A 24,815-nucleotide genomic window follows, 5' to 3' on the forward strand; every position below is an offset into this window, starting at 1 on the left:
AGATGAAACTCAATGGCGTTCTAAACTTTAAGCGTTTTTATTTCAAACTAGGCACGAGGGTAAGGTAAAGGATCTGCAATATTGAATGCTCAATGGATTGCCGATTCTGCACTTTAGGTTTCCAAGCTTGTGCCGGAAGTGAATGATGACGCTCGAATGCGGTTTGTGTTGATGCGTGTGTTGTTTACTGGAAAATGGCTACTAAAACGTCACGTTTAACAGTGAGGAAGCTTGTACAAGCTCGTAGTTGCATCACTTTTTACAAGCGCTCATGTAAAACGTGAGAGGCAACTAATATGAAGAGTTTAGAAAACACAACCATTGAACATTTCAAAAGTCACTTTCAAGGTGACGTCGTTTTACCTACCGATTCTAATTACGATGAAGTTCGCCAAATCTGGAATGGCATGATTGATCGCAAGCCGAGTTTGATTGCTCGCTGTAAGTCGACAGATGACGTTGTGATGGCGGTTAACTTTGCGCGAGACAATGGTCAGCTACTTTCTGTACGAGGTGGGGGACACAATATTGCGGGCAACGCTGTCTGTGATAATGGGGTCATGATCGACCTGTCGCTCCTTACCCAAGTCCGAGTCGATGAAAATGCAAAAAGAGCGTTTGTTGAGCCGGGCTGTACCTTAGGCGACTTAGACGAAGCCACTCAAAAACACGGGTTAGCGACCCCGGTAGGAATTAACTCTACCACTGGTATTGCTGGTCTTACTTTAGGTGGTGGTTTTGGTTGGTTGAGCCGTAAATACGGTATGACGATAGATAACTTAGTCTCTGCAAACGTCGTTACTGCCGACGGACGCCAATTGCTTGCCAGTGAAACAGAAAACGAGGATCTTTTCTGGGCGCTGCGCGGAGGCGGCGGTAATTTTGGCATTGTTACACAGTTTGAATTCCAATTGCATCCCGTTGGCCCTGAAGTACTGAGTGGTTTGATTGTCTTCCCGTTTGATCAAGCTAAATCGGTCATCACGCAGTTTGCAAAATTCACCGAATCTGCGCCAGAAGAGTTAAGTGTGTGGATGGTGAGTCGTAAAGCTCCGCCACTCCCATTCTTACCTGAAAGCGTTCACGGTAAAGAGGTTGTCGTACTGGCGATATGTTATGCAGGCGACCCATCCGAGGGTGAAAATCTAATTGCTCCACTCAGAGATTTTGGTGACGCACATGGTGAGCATGTTGGCGTACAACCATTTGCTGCATGGCAACAAGCGTTTGATCCCTTACTCACTCCGGGCGCACGTAACTATTGGAAATCGCATAACTTTAACTCGCTAAGCGAAGGTGTCATTGATGCGGCGATAGAATACGCAGGGAAGTTACCATCGCCTCAATGCGAGATTTTTATCGCTTCTCTTGGCTGCGCGGCATCTAGACCAGAACCTGAATCTATGGCTTATTCTAGCCGTGACGCTAATTACGTATTAAATGTGCACGGAAGATGGGACTCCGCAGAAGATGACCAAGCTTGTATCGCGTGGGCGAGAGACTTTTTTGCCAAAACCAAACCGTATGCCAGTGGCGGTGCGTATATCAATTTCCTAACGCAAGACGAAGCTGAACGTACAGAGTCTGCCTATGGCCCAACGTATGCGCGCTTGCAAGAAGTGAAGAAGAAGTTTGATCCAAATAACTTGTTCAGAATGAATCAAAATATCAAGCCAGAGTGAGTGACTCGATATTCTGTTCTTCGTTATGTTGTATCTGTTTGGTAACTCAAGAATACGTAGCCACGGTCAAAGCTACGTATTCTTGTCCGGCATTCAATTCTGAACTATTTCATAATTTTCTGGGGGTTATCGATATATGCAAGGTTAGATAAGTGCCAGCAAGTAAGCTGGCTTTTTTGATCAACAAATTCTGTAAAAACCAAACTCATCAAACCAGTCATATTCTCTATCCATCTGTTCGTTTCTTATACAAAAAGTTAACAAATTAAATTTTTATACATTTTTATTGCATAAAAACTCCTTGTTGGTAATATGAATGCCAAGTGACAATTAATGCGGTATTGCAGCATGAGTATTCAGGTAAGCGGAATCAACAAATCCTACGGTGACACACAAGTTCTTCACGATGTGAGTTTCAATTGTGAAAACGGTGAAACGCTAGTGTTACTGGGCCCAAGCGGCGCGGGGAAGAGTTCTTTATTACGTGTTCTAAACCTTTTAGAAGGGGCGGATAACGGCAAGTTAAACATCGCTAATGACGTCTTCGATTTTTCGGCTGAAATCAAAGAAAAGCAAGGTTTAGCGCTTCGCCGTAAAGTGGGCATGGTATTTCAGCAGTACAACTTGTGGCCTCACATGACGGTCATGGAGAACTTGATTGAAGCGCCTATTAAAGTGTCTGGAATGGATAAAGAAGAAGCTAAAACCCAAGCTATGCAAATTTTGTCTACGTTGCATTTGGCTGATAAGGCCGACGCATGGCCGATGCAGCTTTCTGGTGGTCAGCAACAACGTGTGGCGATTGCTCGTGCATTGATGATGAAACCGGAAGTCTTGCTTTTTGATGAACCGACCGCAGCTCTTGATCCTGAAATTACTAACCAAGTCGTTAAGATTATTAAAGATTTAAGCGAAACTGGCATCACCCAAGTCGTAGTGACGCATGAGGTCGATTTTGCTAAGAAGATTGCTAGCCACGTTCTGTACCTCGAGAAAGGACACATCGTAGAGCATGGTACGCACGACGCTTTTGCTAACCCGCAAACCACACAGTTTGCTGATTATCTAAAGCACTAAAAACAACACCAATAAGTTCAGTCAACTAACAGATAAGCTCGGCTGTCATTGCGAGTGTCAGCCCAAGACGTACACACGGAGTATTGCAATGAAAAAGATTCTACTAACTTCAATAATCGGCCTTATTTCTGCAAATATGGCAGCAAACGCAGTGGCACAAGATGAAATCAAATTCGCGATGGAGGCGACCTACGCACCATTCGAATACATGGATGAAAACAATCAAATCCAAGGTTTCGATGTGGATCTGGCGAATGCTCTATGTAAAGAAATGGACGCAAAATGTAGCTTCCACAACCAATCTTTCGATAGCTTGATCCCTGCATTAAAATTCAAACGTTATGATGCGGCTATTTCTGCAATGGACATTACTGAAGCGCGTCTTGAGCAAGTCAATTTCTCGAATGCTTACTACGACAACTCAGCAGCGTTTGTTTCTATCAAAGACAAAGTCGCTGACCAAAACGCGTTAGAAGGTAAGCGTGTAGGCGTGCAAAACGGTTCAACTCACCAAAGCTACCTTATCGAGCAAATGCCGGGTGTAACGTCGGTTCCTTACTCAAGCTACCAAGATGCTTTCATCGACATGAAGAATGGCCGTATTGATTCTGTATTTGGTGACACAGCGGTAGTGGCGGAGTGGTTCAAGAAGGAAGACAACCTTGCGTACGTTGGTGAGCGCGTTACGAATCCTAAATACTTCGGTAATGGTTTTGGTATCGCAGTAAACAAAGGCAACGATGAACTTGTGAACAAGCTAAACATAGCGCTAGAAGCCGTGAAAGCGAACGGCGAATACGACGAAATCTACAACAAGTACTTCGGTAAGTAATATGGCGTTAACGGGTTACTCTTTGTCGCTTGTACAAGCTAGCTGGATGACGGTTCAGCTAGCCTTCACAAGCCTTTTAGTCGGTTTAATTCTGGCAGTGGTATTCGCCAGTGGTGAAATGTCTCGTCGCGTATTCGTGAAATGGCCTACAACGGCGTTTGTTACTGTGGTGCGTGGCTTGCCAGAAATCCTTGTCGTGTTGTTCATCTATTTTGGTTCGACTCAGGTTCTGTTTTTAATCACCGGAGACTTTATTGAGGTTAGCCCGTTTTTGTCTGGTGTGGTGGCGTTATCGTTGATCTTCGCTTCCTATGCTTCTCAAACTCTGCGCGGCGCATTAAAAGCCGTAGGCAGAGGGCAGAGAGAAGCTGCAAGCGCACTCGGTATCAGTCAGTTTCACGCGTTTGTGCGCATTGTGTTGCCACAAGCCGTGCGACATGCGCTTCCTGGTTTAACCAACCAATGGTTGGTTTTGCTAAAAGACACGGCGCTGGTTTCTTTGATTGGCGTGACGGATCTGCTGAAACAAGCTCAGCTTACGTCGGCAGCAACGCACGAAGCGTTTACTTGGTATGCGACGGCAGCGGCGATTTACTTAGTGATCACGCTTATCACGCAGCGCGCGGTCAAAGTGATTGATAAGAAATTCTCAATCCAAGGCATGAGTATGGGGCAGGAGGCAAACGCATGAACGAACAACATGTATGGCAAATGCTGGATGGTTTAGGCACTAGCCTTCAATTAACGGCTGCGTCTTTGGCTGTCGGCTGTATTCTTGCACTATTGATGACCTTGACGTTGATTCTACGCACTCCGGGTTTGCACTGGGTAAGCCGTGGCATCATCACGCTGTTTACTGGGACACCGTTGCTGGTTCAGATTTTCTTGGTCTACTACGGCCCGGGTCAATTTGATGCAGTAAGAGAGAGTGTGCTGTGGACTTGGCTGAGCCAACCTTGGTTCTGTGCCATGTTAGCGTTGGCATTAAATACTGCCGCGTACAGTACTCAGCTTTTTAAAGGCGCGTTTAATGCGATTCCTTCAGGTCAATGGCAAGCGTGTCGTGCGCTGGGTATGAACAAAAGTGCCACGTTACGTGTGTTACTTCCTTATGCGATTCGCCGCGCGGTGCCTGCTTACTCAAACGAAGTGATTTTGGTGTTCAAAGGCACGTCTTTGGCAAGCACTATCACCATCATGGACTTGATGGGCTATGCGCAGCGCATTAATGCTCAAACCTACGATACATTAATGGTCTTCGGTGTAGCAGGCGCGTTTTATCTGAGCGTGAATGGGATTCTGACGCTTATCTTCCGCCAAGTTGAGAAGAAAGCTCTGGCTTTTGAAGCCGTATAAATACCAAACCATTGTTGATTTAAGTTCATCACATCTTCAATTTCACCATGCCTCTGCGACTGACTCTCTGGTAGGGGCATTTTTTATTTCTCTTCTCTTGTTTTACCCGGAAGTGTAAAACTGCGCATCTTTCACCAAACTTAAGTGAGTAGATTTTTCTGGGTAGTCACATGGAACGACGTCATTTTCTTGCGCTATGGACATTGATGTTTGCGCCATTTCTTAAAGCGGAAAGCTCGATGCGTCCGACGCCTTCTCAGACCGAAGGGCCATTTTATCCCGTGGTGAAGATTCCACTTCGCCAAAATTTAGTATTGAAACCGGATACTTTGATCGGAGAGGTGATAACGTTGCAAGGTAAAGTGTTGGATGTGTTTGGTCGTCCTATCTCTGGCGTAAAAATAGAAATTTGGCAGTGTGATGGCCAAGGAATTTATGAACATCCGAATCAACCCAGCCAAAACAAGTTTGACCCAAGTTTTTCAGGTTTTGGCGCGACAGTAACTGAAGAAGATGGACGCTATTTTTTTCAAACGTTGTTTCCTGTCCCATACAGCTCAAGACCTCCTCACATTCACATCAAACTGTGGCGTGGCGACCACGAATTGTTGACCACCCAACTCTATTTGAAAGGACAGACGAGCAACGAATGGTGGGGTGGTAAAGCTCGTGACCATTTACAGTTTGAGCCGGTAAATATTGATGGGCGAATAGTCGGAACGTTCGATTTCGTGATTGCTTAATCTGTTTGATGTTCGCTAGCAAGGCATCAACTCAGCCAGTTGCGACAAGCATTCTTTGTCTAGTATGGGATGAGGTTCGACACCAGTCACCAAAACAATATCCACCGACGGTAGTGGAGGTAGATCTTCTAAGATCTTCAGATCATCTGTGACACTGATTCTTCCCATCGCGCCAATCGCCATGCCAGAGCGAACAATGGCTCGCTGCGCAGAAGAGGTGTTACAGCAAGCTAAGAGTTGATATGGCGTTCCTCTTTTGGTCAGCGCATTAATAGCGGCGGCGTGGTATTTACAATCGGTTTGAAATAGCGCGAGAGGGACTGGCTGTGATTCGTCGATAGCGAAATCGGGGTGACTGATCCACACGCCCCTATCACTTGCGAGCCAGTATCCTTCTTCGCTATCGGGTGCACGAGTCACGATGGCGGCGTCTAATTTGCCTTCATCTAGCCATTCACGGAGCGTCACGCTTGGCTCACTGTACACCTGGATAGAGCAGGTCGGTTCGGTTTGCTGCAATACGCGGATGACTTTAGGCAGCAGACTATCGTTATAGTCTTCTGGACATCCTAAACGCAGTGGGCGTTTGTTTTCGTAGCGTTTTACTTGCTTGACTGCTTGATTGTGCAAACTTACGAGTTGCTCTGCATGTGCTCGAAGTGACATACCCGCTTCGCTCAGTACAAGGTTGCGACCTTCCTTTTCGAATAAGCTGACATGGAGTTCATCTTCAAGCTTTCGCATTTGAGCACTAAACGCGGATTGGGTGCGATTGATTTGTTTTGCAGCACGAGTGAAGCTGCCTGTTTCAACAAACGCAAGAAAGCTGCGCAGCGCGTCAATATCCATATTCTTTTCTATCCATCGTTTTTGTTGAAGTATCCCATCAAAACTATCCGTTAGTTTGAAATAAAACAATCAGATATTGTGATTTCACGCTTTAATTAATAACAACACCATTTGGCATGGAGGCAACAATGCAACTCTTTATCGGGAATCAAAACTACTCAAGTTGGTCATTGCGAGCGTGGCTCATTTTTTCTCAATACGATGTAAAAGTGGATGTGACTAAGCTAACGCTGTTTACTGAAGACTTCTACGACAAGCTGGCAAGCGTAACACCAACGGCCAAAGTGCCAACATTGGTTGATGGCGAAGTCACGGTTTGGGATTCCTTAGCGATTTTGGAATATGTGAACGAGCAGTACCTACAGGGAAAGGCGTGGCCGAGCCATGTAGCGGACAAAGCGAAAGCGCGCGCGATTTCGGCTGAAATGCATTCGGGCTTTTTTGATTTGAGAAACGAGTTACCGATGAACTGTCGCGCACGTCGAAAAGTAGATCTGAGCGATGGAGCACTAAAGGATATTGCACGCATAGACGCAATTTGGTCTGAGCAAATGGCAAAGTTCCCAGACGCTTTTTTGTTTGGAGAGTGGTCGATTGCCGATGCTATGTATGCACCGGTTGCGTTGCGCTTTGAAACTTATGGCATTGAATTGTCCCAAGACGCTAAAGCTTACCAGCAAAAAGTGCTAGCAAGCCAAGCGGTACAAAAGTGGCTAGCGGAAGCAAGTCAAGAAACAGATATTGTGGAAGAAGATGAAGCAGGAGTAGAGGTTTAAGTCCTCGATTTTGTTTCACCCTTGAAAGACAGAGCATGATAGACACGGTGCTATCATGCTCCATTGACTACATACTCTGATAATTAGGCCCGCCACCGCCTTCAGGCGTCTTCCACGTAATGTTTTGTGACGGATCTTTTATATCGCACGTTTTACAATGTACGCAGTTCGCGGCGTTGATTTGAAACTTCACTTTCCCATCAATTTCGACCACTTCGTAAACCCCGGCAGGGCAGTAACGCTGGCTTGGCTCATCAAACAACCCGAGGTGCACATCGATGGGGATATGAGGATAAGTCAAAACAAGATGGCACGGTTGGTTTTCTTCATGTTGTGTGCCGGATAAAAACACCGAAGATGGTTTATCAAAGCTGATTTCTCCATCCGGTTTTGGATACTCAATCGGCGGGCATTCATTTTGGGGTTTTAACTGTTCGTGATCGTGGGAATGGTCTTTCACTGTCCACGGTATTGGCTTTTTAATCAGAGGAAGCCACAAGTTGTGCTCGAAGGTAGAAAGAGCTCCGCCAAACAGGCTACCGAACTTATGCAGGTTCGCTCCAAAGTTACGCGTTTCGGCGAGTTCATCGTACAGCCAAGAGGCTTCAAATCGCGTTTGATAATCAGGTTCACACCTTGAGTCTTGTAATGCTTGATGAATGGCTTCTGCTGCTAGTAAGCCTGATTTCATCGCGGTGTGGCTGCCTTTTATCTTCGCAACGTTAAGTGTTCCTGCATCACAGCCAATTAATAAACCGCCGGGGAATTGTTGTTTCGGTAAAGAAGATAACCCACCTTTTGCGATGGCTCTTGCGCCATAAGCGATACGCTGTGACCCTTTTAGGTATTGTTTGATTGCAGGGTGGTGTTTAAAGCGCTGAAACTCATCGAATGGGCTCAAGTGGGGATTGCGATAGTTAAGATCGACAATCAACCCAACCGCAATTTGGCGGTTTTCCATGTGATAGAGGAATCCACCACCAGTTGTGTTGGTTTCGCTCAATGGCCAACCGGCGGAGTGGATGACGTTGCCAGTAAAATCTTTCGCATCAGCCGGCAGCTCCCAAATCTCTTTCAAGCCTAATGCGTAATGCTGAGGTTGTTTGCCCGCATCCAAATCGAAATGACGAATGAGCTCTTTTCCTAAATGCCCACGGCACCCTTCAGCAAACAGCGTGCATTTGGCTTTAAGTTCAATGCCCGGTTCGAAATTGGCTTTCTCTTGTCCGTTTTTATCCAGCCCCATATCGCTGGTGGTGATACTAGTAACGGCACCTGATTCATCGTAGTTAATGCTCGCAGCGGCAAAACCAGGAAAAACTTCAACGCCAAGTTGCTCAGCTTGAGTAGCAAGCCAGCGACAAAGATTAGCAAGGCTAATAACGTGATTGCTTTCGTCATTATGCATGGGTTTAGGCGTGAGGAAGTGGGGCACACGTATATGATTAAGCTCCGTTGTTAGATAGAGAAAATCATCATGTTGAACGGGGGCAGAAACGGGTGGTCCCATTTCCTTCCAATTTGGGAAGAGCTCATCTAAGGCGCGAGTTTCAAACACCGCGCCAGATAATATATGTGCGCCGACCTCAGAGCCTTTTTCTACCACACAAATTGACAGCGCTTCGCCTTCACGATCTTGGTTCAACTGTGCTAATCGACATGCCGCACTTAACCCCGCAGGGCCAGCTCCGACGATCACCACATCAAACTCCATGCATTCACGTTCCATTTTTGTGCTTCCTTTTTATTTTCGTCATCTGGGTGACATTTTTCGTTTATATAGAAAACTATAGCTCAGTTAACGTAAACGTGAATTCGATGAGAGGTGGTCAGGGTTTTGAAATATGAAAGAGTGACATGAGTATGAAAATCAAACCGTTAGTGATGATTGTATCTGTTCGGTTGGTGGGTTTGAATTAGTGCGTAACGCAAAAAAGGCTTCCATTTAGGAAGCCTTATGTCGTTATGACTTAGTTACACTTGGCCTTTGCAGATGTTCTGCAAGCACCTTGGTAAAGCGCGCGGCTTCACCGCCAGTACAAGCTCTGTGGTCAAAGGTAATGGACAACGGCATCGCTTTTACGGCCACGGCTTGACCGTTACGGATCACGACTCGGTCCACAATTCGTCCTGCACCGACAATCGCGACTTGCGGTGGTGAAACCACTGGTGTTGCGAAAATGCCGCCAATGGCCCCAAAGTTGGACAAAGTAATGGTTGCGTGTTGTAAGTCTTCTCTGCTGATCTTTCTATCTCGGATTCCTTTGACGGTTTGATCGAGCCAGCGACGAACGTCTTGCGGTTCATACTCATCCGCGTGGCGAAGCACGGGGACATACAGTCCGTGACGGCTATCCACCGCTACGCCAAGATTGACGGTAGGATGAACACAGCGCGTCATGGTTTCGGCATCGAACCAAGCGTTGAGAGCTGGCTCTTGTTGGCAAGCGTAAACGATAGCTTGCACCAAACGAATGCTGATGTCCTCGTTTGGCAACCAATCTTCCAATAACGCTTCTTCGGTAATGGTCACCGCTGCGACATTTTGATGCGATTCTGCCATGGTCGAGACCATCGTACGTCGCGCTCCTTTGAGCACTTCAGTGCCAGGAACTTGTTTGCCTGCTTCTTCGTAAACATCGGCATCGACGATCAAACCGCTTGGTCCGCTACCGACCATCGTTTTCAAATCTACGCCTAGCTTTTTCGCTAGCAAACGCGCGGAAGGTAAAGCGGTGATGAGTTTGTCTGTTGATTTGTTGTGGCTGCCGCCCACCCAAAAATCATCAACATTTACGTTATGAGATTGGTGAGATACGGTGCCAACAACGGTTGCGGCATCGGCGGTTTGTCGTTTTTCCGCAGAGACAGTGTTTTCTGCGCCACTTTCGTCGATTTCTAGAAGTAGGGCGCCAATATTAATTACGTCGCCTTCTTCACCATGGCGGCTGACAATTCTGCCTGCGTACGGAGCAGGAACGTCTACGGTTGCTTTCGCCGTCTCAACAGTGAGGATCACTTGGTCTAGTTTGACCATGTCGCCCACATTGACATGCCATTTTACAATTTCTGACTCAGCGAGACCTTCGCCGAGATCGGGTAAGTTAAACGTCTTCATTTCCAATCCTCCACGAGCTCGCGCGCTGCGATCACAATGTCTTCTTCCTGAACCATGAAATAATCTTCGTTACGGTAATAAGGCATAATGGTATCCATACCTGTGACTCGTTTAGGTGGCGCTTTTAGCAAGCACATCGCGTGCTCGGCGGTTCGAGCCAGCAGCTCAGAACCCACACCACACGTTTTACTGGCTTCATGTACAACCAGCAGGCGTCCGGTTTTCTCTAGTGAACGGAAAATCGTCGCGGTATCAATCGGCTTAATACTTGCCAGATCAATGACTTCGACTTCGATCCCTTGGCTTGATAGGGTTTGCGCAGCTTGGAGAGATTCAACAACACATGCTCCCCATGTCACGAGCGTAATATCTCGGCCTTTGCGCAGCGTAAAACAAGTGTCTAACGGCAATGCTTCCCCGTTATCAATCACTTCGGATTTAACGGTTCGATAGATGCGTTTGGGTTCAAAGAACATCACTGGATCGTTACTGCGAATGGCAGCAAGCAGCAAACCGTAAGCACGCTGAGGGGAAGATGGAATCACCACTTTAAAGCCTGAGGTATGTGCAAACAGTGCTTCAATGCTTTCTGAGTGGTGTTCCGGCGCGTGAATGCCGCCACCAAAAGGCGCGCGGAATACAGCCGGACAAGTGAGGCGTCCACGAGTACGGTTACGCATCCTGGCCGCGTGACACATTAGGTGCTCCATAGCCGGGAAGACGAAACCTTGGAACTGAAATTCTGCAACAGGGCGTAAACCTTGAGTTGCCATGCCCACTGCAACGCCGCCGATTAAGGCTTCTGCAAGCGGAGTATCGATGACGCGTTTTAGTCCATACTTTTGTTTGAGCCCGACGGTTGCGCGGAATACGCCGCCGTTATCACCCACGTCTTCGCCAAGTACGACGACGTTTGGATCGTGTTCCATTTCATGATGCAGAGCGAGGTTTACTGCTTCAACTAACGTAAGTTCAGCCATGTTTGCCTCCTTGCATTCGCATTGCTTTATTGATCAATTCATCGCGTTGAGCGTGAAGCTCTTGAGGAAGCGATTCGTAGAGGTAATCGAATCCAGTTTCAGGCGCTTGTTGAGGCAAGTTTAGGTAGCGTTCAACCGCGAGCTCGACTTGTTCCTTGCAGTCGCTTTGCCATTGTTGCTCTTGTTCATCGCTCCAAGCACCTTGATTGATCAAAAAGGTTTTTAGTCGGCTCACGGGCTCGAATTGCCATGCGGTTTGCACGTCATCTGCATTACGATAACGCGTCGCATCGTCGGCGGTGGTGTGGTCACTTAGGCGATAACTTACCGCTTCGATCAGTGTCGCCCCTTTGCCTTTTCGTGCTCGCTCTAATGCGGTCATGGTAGCGTCATACATAGCAACAACGTCGTTGCCATCGACGGTAATCCCTGGAATGCCAGCGCCTTTTGCTTTTTCAGAAAGAAACTCCGCCGCGCATTGCAAACTGCGTGGTACAGAAATCGCCCATTGGTTGTTATTCACCACAAAAACCAACGGAATGTTCCATGTCCCTGCGCAGTTGATGGATTCGAGAAAATCTCCTTTGGATGTCCCACCGTCGCCACACATGACCAGAGCCGCTTCGTGATTGCCTTGAATTTTCAACGCAGAAGCAACGCCGACCGCATGTGTACATTGTGTTGCGATTGGGACACAAAATGGCAAGTCTCGGCTTGGGATAGGGCTGCCTTCTGGCGCAAAGTCACTGCCGCGCTCATCGCCGCCCCAATATTGAAGGTTTTTTTCCATACCAATGTCACGACACCACATCGCAGGCATATCGCGATAATAAGGGACAAAGACGTCATCGGTTTTTAATGCCCGTCCTACCGCTATACCAATGGCTTCTGAGCCAAGGTGTGAAGGGTAGGTACCTAGCTTACCTGTTCGTTGCAACGCAACGGCTTTCTGATCGTAGGTGCGAGTTAATACCATGTCGCGGTAAAACCCGACCAAAGTTTCAATGTCAGCCCAGTTGGGTAGTTGGCCGACTAGGTTCCCATCATGGTCGATAAACCGATGCATGGGTAACGCCTGAACGTTCATCTCAAGCTCCTTTTGACGCTGCGGGTCTTTTGGACTGCAGCTGTTCATTATTAAACCAAAGTCTGTATGGGTACTCAGTCTTTGATATCAGCGCAAAAGGCCATACCTAGGGTTGCGAATGTCATCGAGCGTTTGAGGCATCTACTTGTCCCTTAAACGATTGGTCTCTCACACCGCTGCTTGTTTGAAAAACACATTGTTTTAAAACGCAAGACCTCGTGTTGACTGCTATTCACTTGGCCCAACCCTCTGATTCAATCTTGGTATAACCAGATACAGTAAGTGTAAACAAAATGTTAAATTATGCTTTAATTCGAATTTAACCCATCAGTAAAGTTTTGCTTACACCCCATTTTTGCAGAGTAAAATACTGGTTTTTTATATTATTCATTTCAAAATCTGAATTTAATCACTTTTATGTGTTACAAAGTTGCAACAAAATTGGGCTGTGAAATTTGACAAACAAAGCTAAAGTATTTGAGTGTCGTAGATTTATTTGTTGCAGAAAGATAACTTCTTCCCAATCAGACAGAATCAAGGTAGGGTGGCAGTCAATTGAAGAAGTTTGGATTCCAACGTGCCTAAGCGGCGTTAATTCGAACCTAGTGTGGCTCAGTGTTTAGATGGCTACACAGGCTTTGAATGACGGGGGAGTGCAACACTTAGAATTCAGATTGGAGAAGTTATGTACCACGTTCACGTTTACTTTCCTTTGCAACAATTGGAAAAAGCACAAGCTCTGAATGAGATCATCCGCCAAGAGCGTCAAGATGTGTTGCGCGTGTATCCATTGGTCGACAGATTAGTCGGTCCGCACAAGATGCCGATGTTTGAAATGCACCTTGAGTCGATCAGTGAAGAGTTTTTGGTTTGGTTAGATACCATTCGTGGGGATTTTTCTGTGCTTATTCACCCGGTCAGCGAACGAGAATTGCGTGATCACACAGAGAGCGCGATTTGGTTAGGTCGCGAACTAGGTGTTTTCGAAGAAAAGCTAGAAAATTAACGATTTTTGCCCAAATGGCATAGACGTATGACGTCGATATCATTTGGGCGCGTTCCCTCTCTTCCTATTCCCTTCCCTGCAATCCATCCCGTAGTGTGCTAGACCTAGAGGTGTGCCTTCGCACGTTTAAAACCGTTAGCGTGTTCGTTTTTAAAACTAATATTACTCGCTGAGTAAACATATAAGATAGAAAAATCATCGCAATTCTAATCGCTTAGAAAGGCTTAAATACGCGTTAACCGATGTGTAACGTTAGCGATGACAATTAGGGAAGTGCAGTTTACGACCTCAATAGTAACGGCAGTGGCACAGACATTTCTAAGGGGGGAGTATGTTGACGATACTGTTGATTGCATTGGCGCTGTATATTTTCTGGCTACTGTTTCGAAATGGCCCTGCATTTGCCGAGCGACTCCCAGACCACAAACGCAATTGGGTTGGCCCCACCGCTAATCAAGAAGAATGGCGCGGCTATTGTGCGGACGTATTTCAACCTTTTAGTTCCCGCACGACTTTCTATGCTATTGCCTATTTTGCCAATTATATTGCAGTGGCGAATGCGATCTCTTGGTCCATTGTCTACGAAGGCAATTATCCTGTTATGATGAGCCGTTTCGGCAGCTACTTTATTGTTAGTACGCACGACGCCATGCTGGTAGCTGGATTTGTTTCTCTGGCTTTTTTTATCATTAACTGGCAATTGGCGATGCACTGCGCGAGTTTACTCAGCCAATATTTAGTGCGAATCCTTATCATCAATCGCACGCGTTTTGTCGCCATGAGTTTAGTGTTCAGCAGCTATTTTGCTTACTTGTTAACGATAGGAATTTTTTGGCTGTTTCACGACACGTACTCAATTTGGCAAGGATTGAAACTCACGCCTGCTTTTCTTTTATTAGCGCTGTTATTAGCCGTCGTGTTACCTGCCATGAAAAAAGAAACGTCCGAAAGCGAATAAGCGTGAATCGCTCTACCGTTTGAGTAGTAATTCATGTGCCATTGAGTTAGCATTGCCGACCTTTTTTTCGTCAGTGGGAGGACTCATGTATATTGGCTTTGACTATGGCACTGCAAACTGTTCAGTGGCAAAAATGGAATCAGGCGAGCCTGTTTTGCTAAATCTTGAAGGGGATAGCCCGTTCATTCCTTCCACCCTAGCAGCTCCGACTCGTGAGTCTGTGTCTGAGCATTTGTTTCGTCACCGTGACATCAAACCGTTTGATCAAGTTGGAGAGCAGGTACTGCGCCGCGCAATCAACTTGAACCGAGAAGAGAGCATCGAGCTGGAGCCAGAAGACATCGCGTTTGGTCAGGCAGCGTTGAACCGCTATTTAGAAGACCCACGCGATATCTATTACGTGAAGTCACCAAAGTCGTTTCTTGGTGCATCTGGCTTGCGTGATGTTCAGCTGAGCTTCTTTGAAGATCTGGTTTGCGCCATGATGGACAACATCAAAGCTCAGGCGGAAAATCATGCTCAACAAAGTATTACGGATGCGGTGATTGGTCGCCCGATTAACTTTCATGGTCGTGGTGGAGAAACGGCGAACATTCAAGCGGAAAATATTCTACTTCGCGCCGCCAAACGTGCCGGTTTTAAAAATATAGAATTTCAGTTTGAGCCCGTCGCCGCTGGACTGGAATACGAAGCGACGCTTAGCGAAGACAAACTGATTTTGGTGGTGGATATCGGTGGTGGTACAACCGACTGTTCTTTGATTCAGATGGGGCCATCTTGGCGAGGAAAAGCAGACAGGACGGCAAGCTTATTGGCACACAGTGGCCAGCGTGTCGGTGGTAACGATCTGGATATTGCGTTGGCTTTTAAACAGTTGATGTTCCCGTTTGGGATGGAAAGCAAGATGGAGTCGGGCATTGTGATGCCGACGACTCAGTTTTGGAATCCGATTGCTATCAATAACGTTGAGGCGCAAAACGACTTTTACTCACGTGAGAACTTAGCGGCGTTAAAACTGTTGCAGAAACAGGCGCAAGAGCCAGAAAAACTAGCGCGCTTGCTTGAGGTTTATCACGAATCATTAGGCTACAACATTGTCCGCCGTGCAGAAGAAGCGAAGGTGGCACTCTCTGATCAAACGGCTTACCGTACTGGTATTAACTTATTGTCGGAGCTGATTGAAGTGGACGTTCAGCGTGATGAGATGATTGAAGCGATTGAATCACCAAAGAACAAGATGACGGCGCTGGTAACAGAAGCTGTTGAGCAAGCAGGCGTAAAACCGGATGCGATCTTTATGACTGGTGGTTCCGCTCGTTCGCCGATTTTACGTGACGCGGTACAAACCGTGTTGCCAAATATTCCTGTCGTCAGCGGTAACTATTTTGGTTCGGTAACCGCAGGCTTGGCACGCTGGGCGGACGTTTGCTTTAAGTGATCTTTAGTTCTGAGCGAGTTACTGATGTCACGCGCTAAATAGAACCTTTTTCTAATAAAAGAGCCCGGCAGTATGACCGGGCTCTTTTGCATGAAATGAAAGGAGCTTAGTGGTGCATGTGTTTTTCCATATGACCTTTCTTTTCCACCGCCATTTCAACATCGATTTTGCCTGCGTTTTTGAACGTCAGCGTCATTGGGAAGCGATCGCCTTCTTGCAATGTTTGCGTTGGGTTGAAGATCATTAAGTGGAAGCTGCCTGGCTTAAATACCACGGTTTCGTGTGCCGCTACACGCACTTCATCAATTTTAATCATCTTCATTACTCCGTCTTCGTTCGCGTGAGTGTGGATCTCCACACGGCCAGCGATTGGGCTTTCTGCTGCGATCAACGCGTCTTCCGTATCCCCATGGTTGGTCAGCTGAAAGAATCCGCCAATAACAGGAGCATTTGGCGGCGCTTCACGACTCCAAGGATGATCGATGTGAATTTTTCCGGTTTCGTAATCGTGAGCAAGGCTCATAGGGCTAGCAATGAGAGCGATAAGTGACAAAGTGGCGATTTTCATTTGTTTAAGCATGTGTATTTTCCTTTTAAATAGAATGACTTCCCGAGTAAATGCTCAATGGGATAGTTGTTATTATTGTGAGCTTGGGTTCTTAAAGAACCATTAGGCAGGAAAAACACAAGGAGGAGATTGTTTTGGTGCGATATGCTGGTAAACCAATCTGCCGCATTGAGCAAAATGGTAGGGCGTGAGCGCGTGTTTAACGCGGCGTAACCACTGAATGGTGGCAAGATAGAGCCCAACCGCGACAAGCAAGAAAAATTGCACGGCTTGCAGCAGTGGACATTCAAACTGGAAACCGTCGTGTAGCTTCAAGTTATCAATAAATTCGGAAGACGGTTGAGCGTTTGCAGCGATGAGTGTATTGATGTCGACCCAGTTAAAACCCTCAGCGGTACAGAGCAACACCTTTTCATTCTGAACTTTGTTAAGCCAGCTTTTATTGTGCACTTGCGTGGGATTGAGCGCCGCAATGGAGGCCAAATACAGCTGAAACAGTACCGCGAAAATAACCGCAATAGCGGCGACGCGTTGTTTCTTAGGTTGTATTTGAGTGGTTTCCATACGATTTGATATCTGGCTGATTCGGCGCAGGATACTAACAAATAACCCTAAAAATGTAACTGCAAGATTTCCAAAAAGTGATGCAAGTGTATTTTATTTGTGTGCATTACCCACCGCGCGAAAATGTGCAAAAGGAAAAACCAGGTGAGTCGTGAACCCAAGGCCATGAACGACGGGCGATAGCGAAAATTGACTGGCGAGTTAGTGTGCAAAATTTGAGGGATAAAAGATCAAACTGAACACTGATTCTGCACTTGTTTTACGTTAACGGAATTATGACAGTAATTTAATAAAGGATACGGTATTCTCTCGCTCCTTTGTGTATTCCTGAGCGTTTCTTGCTGTGGCAAGAGAGGCGTCATCTTAAGAAATTTCTCCAATGAAATACGAACAACAGATCGAATTTCGATACCCTAAAGGTCGATTCGCGATGGTGAGTGTTTATACATTCACAGGCGCCGCTATTTTAGCGTCGACGATTTTTTCTCTATTGCTATTTTTGTCAATTGACGACAACCCAATGATGCAGGCGCTTTTTGGTGGTTTGGCCATCATCTTTGAAGCTGGCAAATTTTATGCGTGGTATGAATACGGCGAGCGTCGCGCCCACAGAAATTACGGTGGGGCAATTACGGCCTTGGTGTTTTACTCTGTGCTTGCCGCTATCTCTATTGGCGGTAGTATCGGCGGCATCAACAGCGCGACTAACAGCGCACAAAGCCATATTTCTGTCGAGCAAGCAAAAATCGAAGCGTTTAACCGCCAGATTGCGTCTATCGATAAACAGATCGAGCTGAACAACATAGCGGCGCAGAAGTACATCGAAATGGAGCGCATCGCAACGGGGGTGACGCGAATTCAAGAGCAAAACAAAACCCTGCGCGAAGAGCAGCAGAGATTGGCGATGGAGCGAGACAGTTTGCCTCCGGTAACACAAGGCTCGGTCATCGGTCTGATCGATAGCCTTGCAAATGCGTTTGGTACGACATCGCAACAAGCTCAGTTATGGCTGGTGGTGTTCTTATCCATCCTTCTCGATTTCTTTGCGGCGTTTTTTGTTGGCTTGATTGGTGAAGAACAACGTTTCCGTCATTATTACCGTCGCTACGCAGGCATGGCCGTGACATCAATTCGCGATATTGACCCAGAGCCAGCGGGTTATCTTCCACACATTAAGGATGAAGATGACCCCGCCGTTGAGCAAAAAATTGAAGAACCGGAAGAGCCAAAAACACTGCTAGAACAGGTGAGCGATGCCCTTAAAACTCATCAAATCACGTGTACGAAAAAGGCGGTAGCGAAGCAATTTAGACTTTCTGCGGAAGAGGTAGACAAAGTCTTCGAAGAGCTTGCAGAGCTTGGGCTGGTGGGTAAAAAAGCCAACCACCATTACCATTGGATTGGTCAAGCTGAAGCCGCTTAATGGTCTAGACTCAGTAAATATTTAAAGAGCGTCGATGGGCGCTCTTTTTTTATTTTCAGCCCTAAAGCACCTATTTCAGTAGGTGATAATTTACTTGGTTTCATCGTCTTAATGGAAGGGGTACAATCCATCTGAGATTGTTATCAATAGTAATTGTCTGGATGAACAAGCAAACTGGCTTAGTCTTTGAGTTGCTCATTTGTCCGGATTAGCACCTTCCTAGCATAGAGAAAAACGCATGAAAATCAGCCCTTATCCGACTGGTCGCTTCAAAAACTATCTAGAACAGAAAAGTACCGCGTTTCGTGATCTCATCTATCAGTGCCAAGTAAACACTCGTTATTTTGATGCAGGCGAAGCCATTTTGCGCCAAGGCGAGCAACTTCAGTACCTGTATATCGTGCCTGTTGGACGTGTTTCTATGAGCATTTTGGCCGCCAATGGGCGACGTTTCCAACTAGGGGAGGCGAACTGCGATTACCACATTTATGGCGAAATGGAGTACTTTACTCAAACCCCTTGCCAGTGGAATGTGGTGGCTGATGAGCACATGCAAGTCGATGTCATTTGCATTCAGAAACTGACCGAAGCACTACAGCAGCACCCTGAGATGATGGTGTTTTTTGCCTCTGCACTGGCAGAAGACTATCAGGACTCAATGGATATCTATACTAACCGTTTGCTGCATCCCATCACTTACAACATTGCCTATGATCTTCTCGTCCGTAATCAGACGGATACGCTGCTTGGTGGCTTTGACAAAGTGAACCAAGAGGCGGAACGATTTGGTACGTCAGGCCGAGTTTATCGACGTGCGGTCAAAGATCTTATCGATAAAGGACTCATTGCAAAAACCGACAATGGCTTAGCGATTCTTGATGAAATGGCGTTAAAAGCGTTCATCGATTCGCACGAATAATTCAATTCGGGATTGCAATGATTACCATTCATAAGTGCTTGAAATGGTTTAATCTAAAATCACTGTAATGAATGTAAAGTCGTATAAATCTTGTTGAATGCTTTTGAGAGTAACGTTATATTGCGAACGCGCATGATAATAGATCTCATTAAGGCTCAACAAAATGAAAAAACTCGTCAGTGCGGCTGTTTTCTCGCTGCTAACCATTTCTCCATCTTTTGCTGCTAACGTTGTTATTGACCATTACATGGGAAAAACCGAGCTAGAACAATCACCTAAGCGCGTGGTTGTGATTGGTTTTGGTCCTTTAGATGCTTTGGATAACTTCGGGATTGACCCTGTAGCTGTGTCAAACGCATCTCATCTTCCGAGCTACCTTTCTAAGTACAGCAAAGAGAATTACACATCAGCAGGCAGTTTGTTTGAGCCTGACTTCGAAGCTATTTATATGCAAAAACCAGATCTGATCTTGGTTGGCCCGCGTGGCTCCACGAAATATGAAGAGCTAAGTGAAATTGCCCCAACGGTTGTGTTTGCAGCTAAAGAAGGCGAAGGCTACTGGGAAGGCACGCAGGCTCAATGGCGTAACATTGGCAAAATCTTCAACATTGAAGACAAAGTCGAGCAAAAAATTGAAACATTGGATGCTCAATTTAAAGCGATTCGCGACTACAACCAAACGAACAATAACGATGCGCTAACGATTTTGAGCATCGGTGACAACATCAGTGCCTTTGGTGCGAAGTCCCGCTTCGGCGCGATTTACAATGACTTTGGTTTCATTGAAACGGTAAAAAACATCAAGACTGGTACACACGGTGACGTAATTTCTTACGAGTTTATCCGTGAAGCTGATCCGAAAAACATTTTGGTGATCGACCGTAACTCGCTGCATGCGAAGCCAAGCCAAGACCTTCGTAAATCGATGGACAATGACTTGGTGAAAGCGACGACGGCATACAAGAACCAAAAAATTACGTTCTTGGATGTTGATGCTTGGTACTTGGCTATGTCAGGCGTGACTGCGACAGAAAAAATGGTCAACGAGATCAAAAACACTGTCGATCTTTAAGCCCGGCTAGCAGAGGTTAACTTTGAAAAAGTTATTGCTAACCCTTGTGGTTTTAAGCACGGTTTCGTTGTTTGTTGGGGTGGCAGATATGACGCCCCAACAATTGTTTTCTGGCGATGCAAAAGCGTTAGAGCTTTTTTTCACTAGCCGTATTCCTCGTTTGTTCGCGATTTTGCTTGCTGGGGCAGGGCTGAGTATCGCTGGTCTTGTGATGCAGCAGATCAGCCAAAACCGTTTTGCCTCGCCTTCGACAACGGGAACAATTGAGTGTGCCATGTTGGGCTACGTAATGAGCGTGGTGTTCTTTGGCGATGGTGATCATCTTTGGTTGGTGTTTGGTATCTCCGTGCTCGGAACGCTTACGTTTGTGCATTTCATCCAACGTATCCAATTCAAAAGTGTGGTGTTTGTACCGCTCGTCGGGATCATTTTCGGTAACGTTATTGAATCGATGACCACGTTCATCGCCTACAAGTACGATGCGCTCCAAAGCTTGAGTGCTTGGTCGGTCGCGAACTTCGCCAACATTTTGCGGGGGGATTTTGAACTGCTCTACATTGCGGTTCCGATGGTGATTCTCAGTTACTTGTTTGCCGCAAGAATCTCTGCGGTCGGTATTGGTAAAGACTTTGCCGTGAACTTGGGTTTGAACTATCAGCAAGTGGTTACTATTGGCGTGCTGTTGGTGTCCATCATGTCCGCAAGTGTGGTGATGATAGTTGGTCAGCTGCCGTTTCTTGGCCTTATTGTGCCGAACCTCGTCAGTCATTTTTACGGTGATAACCTGAAGAAAAACATTCCTTTAACCGCCATGTATGGTGCCATATTGGTACTCGGCTGTGATTTGGTGAGTCGTTTGATCATCTTCCCTCATGAAATGCCAATTTCCATTGTGATCAGCATTTTAGGTGGCGTGGTATTCATTACGATGTTGCTAAGAGGTAAGCAGCATGCGTGATTCAACCAAAATCGTTTTGCTCGGTGTTATCGCTCTGGTGTTTGCCTTTTTGTTTATCGGCATTGGCTTGAACGCAGACAACTACCAGTACTTTCTTTCGCGACGTGTACCCAAAGTGCTGGCGATTGTATTAGCTGGCGTGGCGATTGCTCAGTCATCTATGGTGTTTCAAACCATTACGCATAACCGGATATTGACGCCAAGCATTATGGGCTTTGATGCTTTGTACGTGCTAACGCAAGTGTTGATCGTATTGTTGTTTGGTGGATTGAGCACATTAGTGTTGAATATCTACGTCAACTTCACCATCGCGGCATGCATCATGGTGGCGTTTTCACTGCTTTTGTTTGGTTTCTATTTCTCCAAAGGTAGCCGAAATTTGATCACCTTATTGCTGGTCGGTTTGATATTTGGGCAGCTCTTTTCCAACGTTGCGTCTTTCTTCTCGCTATTGATGGATCCCAATACGTTCGCTTTCGTGCAGTCCAAACTGTATGCAAGCTTTAACAACGTAAAGGTTAATCTCGTGTACTTCAGTGCGCCGATGTTGATATTGGCTTGCTGGTTGCTGTTTCGTATGCATCGCACATTGGATGTGTTCTGGTTAGATCAAGACAACGCGAAAAGCTTGGGTGTTGATGTGCCGAAAGTGACGCGCAACGTCTTCATCCTTTCTGCGGTTTTGATTGCAATTTCTACCGCGTTGGTTGGCCCAATTATGTTCTTTGGTTTGCTTGTGACCAACTTGAGCCGTGAGATGTTTCATTCCTATCAACATAAAACATTGTTGATAGGCTGTTCACTGTTGGCCATTAGCTCATTGCTTTCAGGGCAGTGGATCATTGAAAACGTTTTTAATTTTGAGACAACGCTAAGCGTGGTCATTAACTTCCTTGGCGGCATTTATTTCTTGTATCTGCTGTTGAAAAACAAAGTCGTATAAACATGATAGTCATAGAGAAACTAACCAAAGCATTTGGTTCGAGTAAAGTCGTTGATAGCGCGGATACTCAGTTCGAAAAAGGCAAAGTCACGTCGATCATTGGCCCAAATGGAGCAGGCAAGAGTACCTTGCTCTCGATGGCTTCGCGTCTAACAGAGCGAGACGGTGGTAGCGTCATCATCGACTGTAAAGAGATCGCTGAGTGGGATACCAAAGAGCTGGCGAAAAGGCTTGCTGTGCTTCGCCAAGCGAACTCAATCACGATGCGATTTACCGTGAAAGAACTGGTCTCTTTTGGTCGCTTCCCTTATTCAAAAGGCAATCTTACCAAAGACGATCATGCTGTTATTGCACAAGCCATTGATTACTTAGACCTGCAAGATATTCAAGATAAATACTTGGATGAGTTGAGTGGTGGTCAGCGCCAGTTGGCGTTTATCGCCATGGTGATTGCTCAGGATACGGACTACGTTTTCTTAGATGAACCGCTGAACAACTTGGATATCAAGCATTCATTGCAGATCATGAAGGTGATTCAAAGGCTTGCTCATGACATGAACAAAGCAATGGTGGTTGTGATTCACGATATCAACTTTGCGGCGTGCTATTCCGATGTCATTCTGGCGCTTAAACAAGGTAAAGTGGTGGCAAGTGGCGCGGTTGAAGAGGTGATTCAGGCAACAACATTGGAAGACATCTACGAAACACCATTTAACATCATTGAGTTAAATGGCAAACGCATGTGCACTTACCATTAATCTGAACCAACTTGTTGCCTTTAACGAACTGCAATAGATAGGCGAGCTTACTTAGTGAGCTCGTCTATGATTGGACAGCGACTTTTTGCATCGCCAGGACAAGCCGATACCCAACCTTCCAACTGTTTTTTAATTTCCATCAGGTGAGCAATTTTCTCTTCTACTTCGCGCAGTTTATCCATCGTTCTTTCTTTCACTTCGCTGCTTTTACGGTTTGGATTATGCGCAAGCTGGACGAATTCTTTACATTCTTGAAGTGAAAATCCTGCGTTTTTTGCTCGTGAAACTAAGTTAAGTTCTTGAATATGATTATCCGAATACTCGCGATAGCCAGAATCACTGCGTGCTGGTGGAGAGATGATCCCTTTGTCTTCATACAAACGAATCGACTTTGATGACAGTCCAGTTAGCTTCGCGACAGCGCCAATATTCATGTTTAACCTCCACATTCGAGATAACGCCGATGCCGTTAATTGTCGTTGTGTATCAGCGCGTTAAACATATTGGTTTCTACGCAGCGTTTGATTTGCAACCCGATGGCATTGGCTTGATGTTTAACGCGAGTATATACTCATGTCGCTGACGATATATACCCCCAAAGTACCTAAGTAGGCTGGATAGACGCATTGTTGAGCGTTCCCGTCACTCTTTTACGATCTCATGGGGCGGCACACCGAACACTTTTTTAAACGCATTAGTGAAATTAGAAGGGTGGTGATAGCCCGCTTCGTACGCGGCTTCAGTAATCGACACTAAACCACGCTCCAAATGTACTCTTGCGATCTCAAGACGGCGATAACGGATATAACCATTCACCGTCATATTGAGTGACTGTTTAAAGCGGCGTTGTAGGTTAGACACACTCATCGAGAATACCTCTGCAATGTGTTCGAGGCTCAACTCTTGTTCAAGGTGCGTTTCGATATAGCTGACAATGTTTTCCACGCGTGAATCACTATGACGTTCGGAGATTTTATCTCGGTAACAGTTGGTGTTTTGAGGGCAAAAATCCTGTGGCATTTGTTGTGTTGCGTGAAACAGAATTTGATAAATCAAACTTTCGATTTCGAGCTTGTCTTGGAAACGATGTGGTGTATCCCGGTTGGTGAGTTCGGTGGCAAGTTCAGTTAACACCTGGTTAAGCTCTAGGTGGTAAAAGGCTTGGTGCGTTTCAAAGAAGGCAGTACTGCAACACGACTCTTCCGTACGGGACTCTAACCATTGCGGCTTTACAAGAATATTAATCTTGTTGATCTGATTGTTTTCAATAAGCGAACGACGAAAGTTAGCAGGATGAATGAGATTCACCACCACGCCTTGAGGTGTATCACTGGCATCGAGGTCGAACTGTAGATCGTCGTAGCCGAAAGAGAGTTTTCCTTCGAGAAGAATGGTGATCAACAATGAAGCGTGCGCGGTAGAGACGATATTGGAGTCAACCAATTCAATGCAGCGCCCGCCATGCACAAAAATCTGGTCATTGTACTGATAAGACAAAAATTTCCCTTCGGCCAGTTGGGTCTGGCATGGTTGCCCTTGCGTCACAATAAACTGTTTTTCCGTGGCTTCCAGTTTTTGGGTCATAGCTATTTTGCCAAGTTTAGTTCGTTTGGCGGTGACTTCCTGCATTTGACGTTTCCTCATAACACTTGTGCGATTTCGCATAACTGAATCGCCTTTGTATTTATAAAACACCTGCTTATTATAT

The 24,815-nt window shown here is 46.0% G+C and carries 25 protein-coding genes; 16 read left to right on the forward strand and 9 right to left on the reverse strand.

Translation table 11 applies throughout. The annotated features are described in order from the left end of the window. The first annotated feature begins 296 nt into the window (after positions 1-296). The 6 genes from DYB02_RS23385 (at position 297) to DYB02_RS23410 (ending at position 5,690) form a co-directional block, all read left to right on the forward strand. On the forward strand, positions 297-1,682 hold the full coding sequence (locus DYB02_RS23385; protein ID WP_029803817.1) for an FAD-binding oxidoreductase: 1,386 nt from the start codon (positions 297-299) through the stop codon (positions 1,680-1,682). Between the two features lie 348 nt (positions 1,683-2,030). Then, positions 2,031-2,759, forward strand: a complete 729-nt coding sequence (gene artP, locus DYB02_RS23390; protein ID WP_005483352.1) for an arginine ABC transporter ATP-binding protein ArtP — start codon at positions 2,031-2,033, stop codon at positions 2,757-2,759. An 88-nt stretch (positions 2,760-2,847) separates the two neighbouring features. Then, positions 2,848-3,591, forward strand: a complete 744-nt coding sequence (locus tag DYB02_RS23395) for an arginine ABC transporter substrate-binding protein (RefSeq protein ID WP_029803820.1) — start codon at positions 2,848-2,850, stop codon at positions 3,589-3,591. 1 nt (position 3,592) lies between these two features. Next, complete coding sequence (gene artQ, locus DYB02_RS23400) at positions 3,593-4,282, forward strand: arginine ABC transporter permease ArtQ (RefSeq protein WP_005498519.1); 690 nt, start codon at positions 3,593-3,595, stop codon at positions 4,280-4,282. Next, the gene (artM, locus tag DYB02_RS23405; protein WP_020842245.1) at positions 4,279-4,947 is read left to right on the forward strand and encodes an arginine ABC transporter permease ArtM; all 669 of its coding nucleotides are present in this window, start codon (positions 4,279-4,281) and stop codon (positions 4,945-4,947) included. Before artQ ends, artM begins: the two co-directional genes overlap by 4 nt. Before the next feature lie 170 nt (positions 4,948-5,117). After that, positions 5,118-5,690: a dioxygenase family protein gene (locus tag DYB02_RS23410; protein ID WP_029803821.1), complete on the forward strand. Its 573-nt coding sequence runs from the start codon at positions 5,118-5,120 to the stop codon at positions 5,688-5,690. A gap of 15 nt (positions 5,691-5,705) precedes the next feature. Here the strand turns inward: DYB02_RS23410 and DYB02_RS23415 are convergent, their stop codons facing one another. Beyond that, positions 5,706-6,539 (reverse strand): LysR family transcriptional regulator, encoded by an 834-nt coding sequence (locus tag DYB02_RS23415; RefSeq protein WP_021452621.1) that lies wholly within the window; start codon positions 6,537-6,539, stop codon positions 5,706-5,708. A 128-nt stretch (positions 6,540-6,667) separates the two neighbouring features. Between DYB02_RS23415 and DYB02_RS23420 the strand changes: the two genes are divergently transcribed. After that, positions 6,668-7,315: a glutathione S-transferase family protein gene (locus tag DYB02_RS23420; protein WP_029803824.1), complete on the forward strand. Its 648-nt coding sequence runs from the start codon at positions 6,668-6,670 to the stop codon at positions 7,313-7,315. A gap of 67 nt (positions 7,316-7,382) precedes the next feature. On the opposite strand, the gene DYB02_RS23425 is transcribed toward DYB02_RS23420, so the two are convergent. The 4 genes from DYB02_RS23425 to pdhA form a co-directional block, all read right to left on the reverse strand. Beyond that, positions 7,383-9,044, reverse strand: a complete 1,662-nt coding sequence (locus DYB02_RS23425; protein ID WP_029803825.1) for an electron transfer flavoprotein-ubiquinone oxidoreductase — start codon at positions 9,042-9,044, stop codon at positions 7,383-7,385. A gap of 234 nt (positions 9,045-9,278) precedes the next feature. Further along, positions 9,279-10,433 carry a dihydrolipoamide acetyltransferase family protein gene (locus tag DYB02_RS23435; RefSeq protein ID WP_017448113.1) on the reverse strand — a complete coding sequence of 385 codons (1,155 nt, stop codon included), beginning with the start codon at positions 10,431-10,433 and terminating at the stop codon, positions 9,279-9,281. Beyond that, the gene (locus tag DYB02_RS23440) at positions 10,430-11,413 is read right to left on the reverse strand and encodes an alpha-ketoacid dehydrogenase subunit beta (RefSeq protein ID WP_029803827.1); all 984 of its coding nucleotides are present in this window, start codon (positions 11,411-11,413) and stop codon (positions 10,430-10,432) included. Before DYB02_RS23440 ends, DYB02_RS23435 begins: the two co-directional genes overlap by 4 nt. After that, positions 11,406-12,500 (reverse strand): pyruvate dehydrogenase (acetyl-transferring) E1 component subunit alpha, encoded by a 1,095-nt coding sequence (gene pdhA / locus DYB02_RS23445; RefSeq protein ID WP_029803828.1) that lies wholly within the window; start codon positions 12,498-12,500, stop codon positions 11,406-11,408. The genes DYB02_RS23440 and pdhA overlap by 8 nt, the downstream gene beginning before the upstream one ends. A 685-nt stretch (positions 12,501-13,185) precedes the next feature. On the opposite strand from pdhA, the gene DYB02_RS23450 reads away from it, so the two are divergent. From DYB02_RS23450 to yegD, 3 genes are all read left to right on the forward strand, one after another. Then, a complete protein-coding gene (locus DYB02_RS23450; protein WP_029803829.1) occupies positions 13,186-13,506 on the forward strand; it encodes a DOPA 4,5-dioxygenase family protein in 321 nt (106 codons plus the stop codon). Between the two features lie 331 nt (positions 13,507-13,837). Then, positions 13,838-14,464: a hypothetical protein gene (locus DYB02_RS23455; RefSeq protein WP_005483333.1), complete on the forward strand. Its 627-nt coding sequence runs from the start codon at positions 13,838-13,840 to the stop codon at positions 14,462-14,464. Positions 14,465-14,549: 85 nt separating this feature from the next. After that, on the forward strand, positions 14,550-15,902 hold the full coding sequence (gene yegD, locus DYB02_RS23460) for a molecular chaperone (protein ID WP_023585052.1): 1,353 nt from the start codon (positions 14,550-14,552) through the stop codon (positions 15,900-15,902). A 106-nt stretch (positions 15,903-16,008) separates the two neighbouring features. Here yegD and DYB02_RS23465 read toward each other — a convergent pair whose 3' ends face one another. Together DYB02_RS23465 and DYB02_RS23475 are read right to left on the reverse strand one after the other, a co-directional pair. Further along, positions 16,009-16,482 (reverse strand): copper chaperone PCu(A)C, encoded by a 474-nt coding sequence (locus tag DYB02_RS23465; protein WP_005455763.1) that lies wholly within the window; start codon positions 16,480-16,482, stop codon positions 16,009-16,011. Between the two features lie 90 nt (positions 16,483-16,572). Beyond that, the gene (locus DYB02_RS23475) at positions 16,573-17,034 is read right to left on the reverse strand and encodes a hypothetical protein (protein ID WP_029806848.1); all 462 of its coding nucleotides are present in this window, start codon (positions 17,032-17,034) and stop codon (positions 16,573-16,575) included. Between the two features lie 379 nt (positions 17,035-17,413). On the opposite strand from DYB02_RS23475, the gene DYB02_RS23480 reads away from it, so the two are divergent. The 6 genes from DYB02_RS23480 to vctC all read left to right on the forward strand — a co-directional run bounded on the left by DYB02_RS23480 (position 17,414) and on the right by vctC (position 23,107). Beyond that, a complete protein-coding gene (locus tag DYB02_RS23480) occupies positions 17,414-18,457 on the forward strand; it encodes a hypothetical protein (protein WP_029806850.1) in 1,044 nt (347 codons plus the stop codon). Positions 18,458-18,695: 238 nt separating this feature from the next. Further along, positions 18,696-19,376, forward strand: coding sequence for a Crp/Fnr family transcriptional regulator (locus DYB02_RS23485; protein WP_029805121.1), 681 nt, complete (start codon positions 18,696-18,698; stop codon positions 19,374-19,376). Positions 19,377-19,539: 163 nt separating this feature from the next. Beyond that, the gene (locus DYB02_RS23490; RefSeq protein ID WP_029805123.1) at positions 19,540-20,448 is read left to right on the forward strand and encodes a siderophore ABC transporter substrate-binding protein; all 909 of its coding nucleotides are present in this window, start codon (positions 19,540-19,542) and stop codon (positions 20,446-20,448) included. Positions 20,449-20,470: 22 nt separating this feature from the next. Beyond that, positions 20,471-21,406 (forward strand): iron chelate uptake ABC transporter permease subunit VctD, encoded by a 936-nt coding sequence (vctD, locus tag DYB02_RS23495; protein ID WP_029805124.1) that lies wholly within the window; start codon positions 20,471-20,473, stop codon positions 21,404-21,406. Then, a complete protein-coding gene (gene vctG / locus DYB02_RS23500) occupies positions 21,399-22,349 on the forward strand; it encodes an iron chelate uptake ABC transporter permease subunit VctG (RefSeq protein WP_005482136.1) in 951 nt (316 codons plus the stop codon). The genes vctD and vctG overlap by 8 nt, the downstream gene beginning before the upstream one ends. A 2-nt stretch (positions 22,350-22,351) precedes the next feature. Further along, complete coding sequence (gene vctC / locus DYB02_RS23505) at positions 22,352-23,107, forward strand: iron chelate ABC transporter ATP-binding protein VctC (RefSeq protein WP_005482130.1); 756 nt, start codon at positions 22,352-22,354, stop codon at positions 23,105-23,107. A 47-nt stretch (positions 23,108-23,154) separates the two neighbouring features. Here the strand turns inward: vctC and cueR are convergent, their stop codons facing one another. Both cueR and DYB02_RS23520 read right to left on the reverse strand, forming a co-directional pair. Continuing rightward, complete coding sequence (gene cueR, locus DYB02_RS23510) at positions 23,155-23,541, reverse strand: Cu(I)-responsive transcriptional regulator (RefSeq protein WP_005486235.1); 387 nt, start codon at positions 23,539-23,541, stop codon at positions 23,155-23,157. Positions 23,542-23,749: 208 nt separating this feature from the next. Next, positions 23,750-24,736 (reverse strand): helix-turn-helix domain-containing protein, encoded by a 987-nt coding sequence (locus DYB02_RS23520; protein WP_029805125.1) that lies wholly within the window; start codon positions 24,734-24,736, stop codon positions 23,750-23,752. Positions 24,737-24,815: the final 79 nt, after the last annotated feature.

The sequence above is a fragment of the Vibrio parahaemolyticus genome (genome assembly GCF_900460535.1).
GTDB lineage: Bacteria > Pseudomonadota > Gammaproteobacteria > Enterobacterales > Vibrionaceae > Vibrio > Vibrio parahaemolyticus.